Below are 7,849 nucleotides of genomic sequence, written 5' to 3'. Positions count from 1 at the left end.
ATGAAAAAACACTTTATGACCACGGATAGGAAAGTCTTGAATTACAATCTGAGGGAAAAAGCCTTTGGACAAAACTTTGATCCCATCCCATTCTGAGGGGGGATTATTCAATTCTTCGAGTTCGATATGGAAGGTTTCACTATCCTCAATAACCCCTTTGAATTCAAAATTCTCTAGTATAAAATCTGGCAGAAATAATCTGAGCAAGGATGCAGTAGCTGATGGCATAAATATAAAACGGTATAGAAATACAAATCTATAATTTTATCGATTGCTCCACAACTTTTGGGATTGATCCCATTGATCCGTTAATATACCTGGAAAACAAGGCTTTACGGGCAAAAAAATGGGGCAAAAATCTCGTTTAAAGACTTTGCCCCATACAGGGTGGAATATGGGGCTCGAACCCACGACCCTCGGTACCACAAACCGATGCTCTAACCAACTGAGCTAAAACCACCATGTTTTTTTCAGTGTCACAAAAGTACGATTAAAAACATTTTATTCAAATATTTTTAAAGATTATACTCAACATTTTTCTTAACCAATTATATTTCAGCTATTTTATTTTTTACAAAAATATTAATTACCGCCTATAAATTGCTTTTAAGGCTTAAAAAGGTAGATTTGTTTCAAATATGATTGAAGTATATACAGACGGAGCAGCAAGTGGAAACCCCGGACCAGGTGGTTATGGCGTAATTTTAAGAGCAGGGCAACACTATAAGGAGTTGAGTGCAGGCTTTAGGATGACTACCAATAACAGAATGGAACTACTAGCTGTGATTGTAGCACTACAAGCTTTAAAAACGCCAGGACAGCAAGTCACTGTATTTTCAGATTCCAAGTATGTAATTGATTCTGTTGAAAAAAAATGGGTATTTGGATGGTTAAAGACGGGCTTCAAAGGAAAAAAGAACAAAGACCTTTGGATGCGTTTTTTAAACGTATATAAATTACATGACGTTAAATTTGTTTGGGTTAAAGGACATAACAATCATCCAGAAAATGAACGCTGTGATCAACTTGCTGTAGCAGCCTCCAAAAACAAAGCAGCACAAACTATTGATGTAGAATTTGAAGCAGAAAGAAACAATCCTTCATTGCTTTAATAAAGGGTTTGTTCCCTTCTTCCGCACACGATAATATAAAAGGCCTTATCATTTTCAATGATAAGGCCTTTCAACTAATTACTATAAATCTATTTACTTAGCACTGCCATTTACATTCAGCGATTCTACATTAACCTTCACAGCGCTTCCATTAACTGCCGCATTGTTTTTATCCGCAGAGTACTGTACCATCAAATCTTCTGCAACCTTAACCATTTGAGAAGATCCAATAAAGATAGAAGTACGCTGGTGCAATTCTGTAGGTTCAATTTCTAATATTCTGTTAAATCCATCAGAAGCTACGCCCCCAGCCTGCTCAACAATAAAAGCCATTGGATTACATTCGTAAAGTAATCTCAACTTACCATTTGGAGAACTAGAAGTAGTTGGATAAATATAAATCCCACCTTTGATCAGGTTTCTGTGAATATCACCTACCATAGAACCAATATACCTTGAAGTATAAGGACGGTTAGTAGCTTTATCTTCAACCTGAGCATATTTAATGTATTTCTTCACCCCCTCTGGAAAGTGAACATAGTTACCTTCATTGATAGAATAGATATTTCCAGTCTCAGGTATTTTTAAATTCGGGTGCGATAAGCAAAACTCACCAATAGAAGGATCTAAAGTAAAGCCGTTAACTCCTTTTCCTGTAGTATATACCATCATAGTCGATGATCCGTAAATCACATAACCCGCAGCAACCTGCTGAGTACCTTTTTGCAATACATCGGATAATGTTGCCATTCCCTCAGTTGATTTTCTTCTATAAATAGAGAAGATCGTTCCAACAGCAACGTTTACATCGATATTTGAAGAACCATCCAACGGATCAATACAAACAATATACTTGGCATTTTTTGAGACCGGAGAATCAATAGGCACAAAATCATCCTCTTCTTCTGTAGCTACAATACAGCATTCACCACCACTCGTAAGTGCACTAATGAACTGCGTATTGGCAAATACATCTAATTTTTGCTGTCCTTCACCCTGTATATTCACCGTCCCCGCTGAACCTAAGATGTCTACCAAACCAGCTTTGTTCACCTCGCGGTTCACTATTTTAGCAGCAATCCCGATGTCCCTCAGCAGTCTGGAAAGCTCTCCTTTTGCATAAGAGAAATCAGCCTGTTTCTCGATTATGAATTGACCAAGTGTTTTTATACCTGCCATATACTTAGTGTATTTAATACGTTATCTATTCCCTATTTCTATGGCGGCTAAGGTATGTATTTTTTCTTCCGAAATACAAAATCTAATCAAAGTTTTTATTCTGTGCCAGCCTGAATTACCAGCTGCACCGGGATTTATGTGCAAACAATTTATTTTCTTGTCATACATCACCTTCAAGATATGGGAATGCCCGCAGATGAACAACATCGGAGGCTTAGTGTAAATTTCACTTTTTACCTGCGAAGCATACCTACCCGGATATCCACCAATATGTGTCATCCACACATCTACATTTTCGCAATTAAAACGAAGGTGCTCCGGGTACACTGAACGAATCTCTTTATCGTCAATATTTCCATAAACACCCCTTAAAGGTTTAAAGGCTGCCAGTCGCTCCGCTACATCAGGTCCAAAATCACCCGCGTGCCAAATCTCATCACAATCATCAAAGTGTTTAAAAACGGCATCATCTAAAAAGCCGTGCGTATCCGACATCAATCCTATTTTCTTCATAATCGATTAAAAAGCAAGAAAAAAGTCTTTTAACAGTTGCCTATAAGCAACTGTATAAACACCTTCTGTTTCATAAATGTTTAAATTTTGATGCAAGGTTATCTTACCCGCATAATCAAGACAAACGATCCACCTGAACTCAGGCTTACTGTCATCTGAATGGAGATGAATCACTATAGATGGGGACAAACCATAAGTCGAAGCGATCTTAACCATATACTCCGCTTGCTTTACCGGCAAAATAAACCAGAAACTTCCCGATTTATCCATCAACTCCGCAACACGCTCCACCATAGACTCAAACAAGTTCGAACCTGCGTGTCTGGCAATTCCTTTTCTGTGCTCCTGGTTTTTGAGGTCATTCACAAAATATGGCGGATTTGAAACCACAAGATCATATTTTCGGTCAGTTTGAAAAGCAGAAATATCATTGTGATGCGCATTGCAGTTGGCAGCAAAGTCTGAGTTGTTAAAATTACCTTCAGCAGCAAGCGCTGCTTGTTCGTCAATTTCTACCGCGTCAACCTGAGCATTTTTAAAACGCTGCGCCAGCATCATCGCAATCACCCCTGTTCCTGTTCCAATATCTAAAATATACTTAGCATCCTCTTGCGCGGCAATGGCGCCAAGCAATACGCCATCGGTATTAATTTTCATAGCACAGCCAGACTGGTTTACTTCAAATTGTTTAAACTTAAAAACATTCCCCATGGATTTCTGCGGTCGTATAATTGGTCGTATTCTCTAAAAGATTATCGCAAAGCTAAAGAAATCTAACAAAACAGGTAGATACTGCAATAAAATGAATGATATATTACACACGATCACACTGTTTTAAAATTTTAACGCTAAATTTGCATCTTCAAAAAAAAAGCATGATTTATTTCTTCTTAAGCCCATCCAATACGGTTTTCGCTTTACAAATAGAACGAGACCTATCTACAACTGATATTACGAAACTAGAATGGCTGTTTGGCGGCGCAAAACTTCAGCAAGAAACAACATTGACTGATTTTTTTGTTGGTCCGCGCGCTGCAATGGTAACACCGTGGAGCACAAATGCTGTAGAGATCACTCAAAACATGGATATTCAAGACATTATCCGTATTGAGGAGTTTCAAAAAGTAGAAGAGAACTTTATAGGTTTCGACCCAATGCTTTCTCAAAAATACAATCAGCTTGATCAGGATATATATACTATAAATATACAACCAGAGCCTATCCTTCAAATTACTGATGTTGCTGCTTACAACAAACAGGAAGGTCTTTCATTAAGCGATGAGGAAGTAGATTACTTAAATGCACTGGCTGGAAGATTGGGCAGACCATTAACTGACTCAGAAGTATTCGGCTTCTCACAAGTTAATTCTGAGCATTGCCGTCATAAAATCTTTAACGGTAAATTTGTAATCGACGGTGTGGAGCAACCTACATCGCTGTTCAAACTGATCCGTAAGACTTCTGAAGAAAATCCTAATGATATTGTTTCTGCATATAAAGACAACGTAGCCTTTGTTAAAGGTCCAAAAGTTCAACAATTTGCTCCTAAACGTGCTGATATACCTGATTATTATGCTTTAAGTGATTTCGAATCTGTAATCTCGATTAAAGCTGAAACACATAACTTCCCAACAACAGTTGAACCGTTTAATGGTGCAGCTACCGGATCTGGTGGTGAGATCAGAGACCGGTTGGCTGGTGGACAGGGTTCATTACCGCTAGCTGGTACTGCAGTATATATGACTGCCTTATCTAGATTAGAAGAAAACCGCCCTTGGGAAAAAGGAGTTGAAGAAAGAGCCTGGTTATACCAAACACCAATGGACATTTTGATCAAAGCTTCTAACGGCGCTACTGACTTTGGAAATAAATTCGGGCAGCCGCTAATCACAGGATCAGTATTAACTTTTGAGCACGAAGAAGGCTCACGTAAGTTAGGATTCGATAAAGTAATCATGCTTGCAGGTGGTGTAGGTTATGGAAAAGCTAGTCAGGCACAAAAACATAAACCATCAACAGGCGACAAAATCGTTATCCTTGGTGGAGAAAATTATAGAATTGGTATGGGTGGTGCAGCAGTATCCTCTGCCGATACAGGTGCTTTAGGTTCTGGAATTGAATTAAATGCAATTCAACGTTCAAACCCTGAAATGCAAAAAAGAGCTGCCAACGCAGTGCGTGGTATGGTAGAGAGTGAACACAACAGCATTATATCTATACATGATCATGGTGCAGGTGGACACTTAAACTGTCTTTCGGAATTGGTTGAAGAAACTGGTGGAAAGATAGACCTGGATAAACTTCCTGTCGGAGACCCTACCCTATCTTCAAAAGAAATCATTGGCAACGAATCACAAGAACGTATGGGCTTGGTGATTGGTCAAAAAGATATAGATACCCTTCAAAAAATTGCAGACCGCGAGCGTTCTCCAATGTACACGGTAGGTACAGTAACAGGAGATCATCGTTTTACTTTCGAATCGGCAACCACAGGTGTTAAACCTATGGACCTGGAATTGAAAGATATGTTCGGCAGTTCTCCGAAGGTAATTATGGACGATAAAACCATAGATAGAAAATACCAACCAGTTACTTATGATCCAAACTTGCTGAACGAATACCTTGAACAAGTATTGCAGTTGGAAGCAGTAGCTTCAAAAGACTGGTTAACGAATAAGGTTGACCGTTGTGTGGGTGGCCGTGTTGCCAAACAACAATGTGCAGGACCGTTACAATTGCCTCTAAACAACTGTGGTGTGATGGCATTGGATTTCCAGGGTAAAGAAGGTGTAGCTACATCTGTAGGTCACGCCCCGCTTTCTGCCTTGATCGATGCTGGCGCTGGTAGCCGCATTGCGATTGCAGAATCTCTTTCCAACATCGTTTGGGCACCATTGAAAGATGGATTGAAAAGTGTATCACTTTCAGCCAACTGGATGTGGGCTTGTAAAAATGAAGGTGAAGATGCAAGGTTATACGAAGCTGTAAAAGCATGTTCTGATTTCGCAATCAGTCTTGGAATCAATATCCCAACAGGAAAAGATTCCCTGTCGATGAAACAGAAATACAAAGACGGTGATGTGATTGCTCCAGGTACAGTGATCATCTCTGCTGCTGGTAATTGTAATAACATTACTCAGGTTGTTGAACCAGTGTTGCAAAAAAATGGTGGTTCAATCTATTACATCAACCTGTCTAATGATACTTACAAATTAGGTGGTTCTTCATTCGCTCAGATTTTAAATAAAATTGGCAACGAAACTCCTGATGTAAAAGATGCAACTCAATTTAAAAATGCATTCAATACGATTCAGCAATTAATTTCAGCAGAACAAATACAAGCTGGACATGATGTAGGCAGTGGTGGTTTAATTACAACACTACTAGAACTTTGCTTTGCTGATCGTGATCTAGGTGCAACTATTGATTTGTCTGCTTTAGGCGAACAGGATAACGTTAAATTACTTTTCGCGGAAAACATAGGTATCGTATTCCAGGCGGATGCAGCTGTTGAAGCTACACTTGCTGCAAATGGAATCGCTTACCATAAAATTGGAGAAGTTAGCAACACTGCTACTTTAACCATTAAAAATGGTGATACAACCGCATTAAACTTCGATATCGATCACTTACGTGATGTATGGTTTAAAACTTCTTATCTATTAGATAAAAAACAAAGCGGACCGGTTAAAGCCAAAGAGCGTTTTGACAACTATAAAAAACATGTATTAAAATACGCCTTCCCGACTCAATTCGATGGAAAGAAACCTGCTATTGACGAAAGTAAGCCTCGTCCAAAAGCTGCCATCATCCGCGAAAAAGGAAGTAACTCTGAACGCGAATTAGCTAATGCCATGTACCTTGCGGGATTTGATGTAAAAGATGTACACATGACTGACTTAATCACAGGAAGAGAAAACCTTGAAGACATCCAATTTATTGGTGCTGTAGGTGGGTTCTCTAACTCTGATGTTTTAGGATCAGCCAAAGGTTGGGCTGGTGCATTTATGTACAATGAAAAAGCCAGAGTAGCTTTAGAAAATTTCTTTAGCCGTCCTGACACCCTATCTGTAGGTGTTTGTAATGGTTGCCAGCTTTTTGTTGAGCTTGGACTGATCAATAAAGATCATGCTGAGAAACCAAAAATGTTGCACAATGAAAGTGGTAAACACGAGAGTATCTTTACCTCATTAACCCTACAGGAAAACAATTCGGTAATGCTTTCTACATTAGCAGGCAGCACGCTTGGTGTATGGGTTTCACATGGTGAAGGTCGTTTCCAATTACCTTACGCAGAAGATAAATACCGCATTGTAGCTAAATATGCTTACGAAAGCTATCCAGCTAGTCCAAATGGATCTGACTACAATACAGCCATGATGTGTGATGAATCGGGTCGCCACCTGGTAATGATGCCGCATATTGAGCGTTCATTATTCCAATGGCATTGGGCAAATTACCCACAAGGTCGTAAAGATGAAGTTTCTCCATGGATGGAAGCATTTGTAAACGCCCGTAAATGGGTAGAAAAGCATACCAAATAATTGCAAATTACTACTCAGTTGCTGCGATACTGTAACACAGAAAGGTAGCAACTGAGTAATTTATCTTATACTATTTCCCCATTCAGGCCGTTAGATATTTTTTTTTAATAAAAACAAAGACAACAGAACATTCTGTTATTCAATTTGTTAAGAGCTATATAAAATATCTTTATGCCATGAAAAAATTTAATATCGAAGCAGCCGATAGTCAAGGTCTCGGCCACTCGTACACAATTAAGCCGCTCAAAAATGAGTGCTATCAGATTTTTGACGAGCAACATGTACGTGTTGCCACCATTGAAATAGATGACGAGGATCCTAGTCATTGTAGACAAAGCTTGGATTGTAGGGTTGATCTTTTCTTATTAAATGCCATTAGGGACGGTATTCTGCTCCATGATGGCGTACTGGTCAAATAATTTTTTTCAAAAATTGATCCTATTTCGCCAATCCCATGCAACATTCTGCAAAATCATACGTCTTATAGCTACAAGTACCTAA

At 39.0% G+C, this 7,849-nt stretch carries 7 protein-coding genes and 1 tRNA gene; 3 read left to right on the top strand and 5 right to left on the bottom strand.

Annotated features, from left to right (window positions below; translation table 11 throughout):
- The coding region (locus EZ444_RS27410) for an ISAon1 family transposase N-terminal region protein (RefSeq protein ID WP_455430282.1) at window positions 1-228 on the bottom strand (228 nt) is incomplete at its 3' end.
- Window positions 229-385: 157 nt separating this feature from the next.
- Window positions 386-461 (bottom strand) — tRNA-His (locus EZ444_RS13995).
- Between the two features lie 177 nt (window positions 462-638).
- Between EZ444_RS13995 and rnhA the strand changes: the two genes are divergently transcribed.
- On the top strand, window positions 639-1,112 hold the full coding sequence (rnhA, locus tag EZ444_RS13990) for a ribonuclease HI (RefSeq protein ID WP_131609791.1): 474 nt from the start codon (window positions 639-641) through the stop codon (window positions 1,110-1,112).
- A gap of 93 nt (window positions 1,113-1,205) precedes the next feature.
- Here rnhA and fbp read toward each other — a convergent pair whose 3' ends face one another.
- Genes fbp through EZ444_RS13975 form a run of 3 tightly spaced genes read right to left on the bottom strand, consistent with a single transcriptional unit; the run spans window position 1,206 to window position 3,461 of the window.
- On the bottom strand, window positions 1,206-2,291 hold the full coding sequence (gene fbp / locus EZ444_RS13985; protein WP_131609790.1) for a class 1 fructose-bisphosphatase: 1,086 nt from the start codon (window positions 2,289-2,291) through the stop codon (window positions 1,206-1,208).
- Window positions 2,292-2,312: 21 nt separating this feature from the next.
- Window positions 2,313-2,804 (bottom strand): metallophosphoesterase family protein, encoded by a 492-nt coding sequence (locus EZ444_RS13980; protein WP_131609789.1) that lies wholly within the window; start codon window positions 2,802-2,804, stop codon window positions 2,313-2,315.
- Window positions 2,805-2,810: 6 nt separating this feature from the next.
- The gene (locus tag EZ444_RS13975; protein ID WP_225874734.1) at window positions 2,811-3,461 is read right to left on the bottom strand and encodes a tRNA1(Val) (adenine(37)-N6)-methyltransferase; all 651 of its coding nucleotides are present in this window, start codon (window positions 3,459-3,461) and stop codon (window positions 2,811-2,813) included.
- A gap of 218 nt (window positions 3,462-3,679) precedes the next feature.
- Here EZ444_RS13975 and purL point away from each other — a divergent pair, with 218 nt between their 5' ends.
- Together purL and EZ444_RS13965 are read left to right on the top strand one after the other, a co-directional pair.
- Window positions 3,680-7,348 carry a phosphoribosylformylglycinamidine synthase gene (gene purL / locus EZ444_RS13970; protein WP_131609787.1) on the top strand — a complete coding sequence of 1,223 codons (3,669 nt, stop codon included), beginning with the start codon at window positions 3,680-3,682 and terminating at the stop codon, window positions 7,346-7,348.
- A gap of 176 nt (window positions 7,349-7,524) precedes the next feature.
- Window positions 7,525-7,767, top strand: a complete 243-nt coding sequence (locus tag EZ444_RS13965) for a hypothetical protein (protein ID WP_131609786.1) — start codon at window positions 7,525-7,527, stop codon at window positions 7,765-7,767.
- The last annotated feature ends 82 nt before the right edge of the window (window positions 7,768-7,849 follow it).

The organism is Pedobacter hiemivivus (assembly GCF_004331685.1).
Classification (GTDB): domain Bacteria; phylum Bacteroidota; class Bacteroidia; order Sphingobacteriales; family Sphingobacteriaceae; genus Pedobacter; species Pedobacter hiemivivus.
Note: the sequence above shows the minus strand (reverse complement) of the source record. Positions and strands in the feature narration are given on the sequence as shown.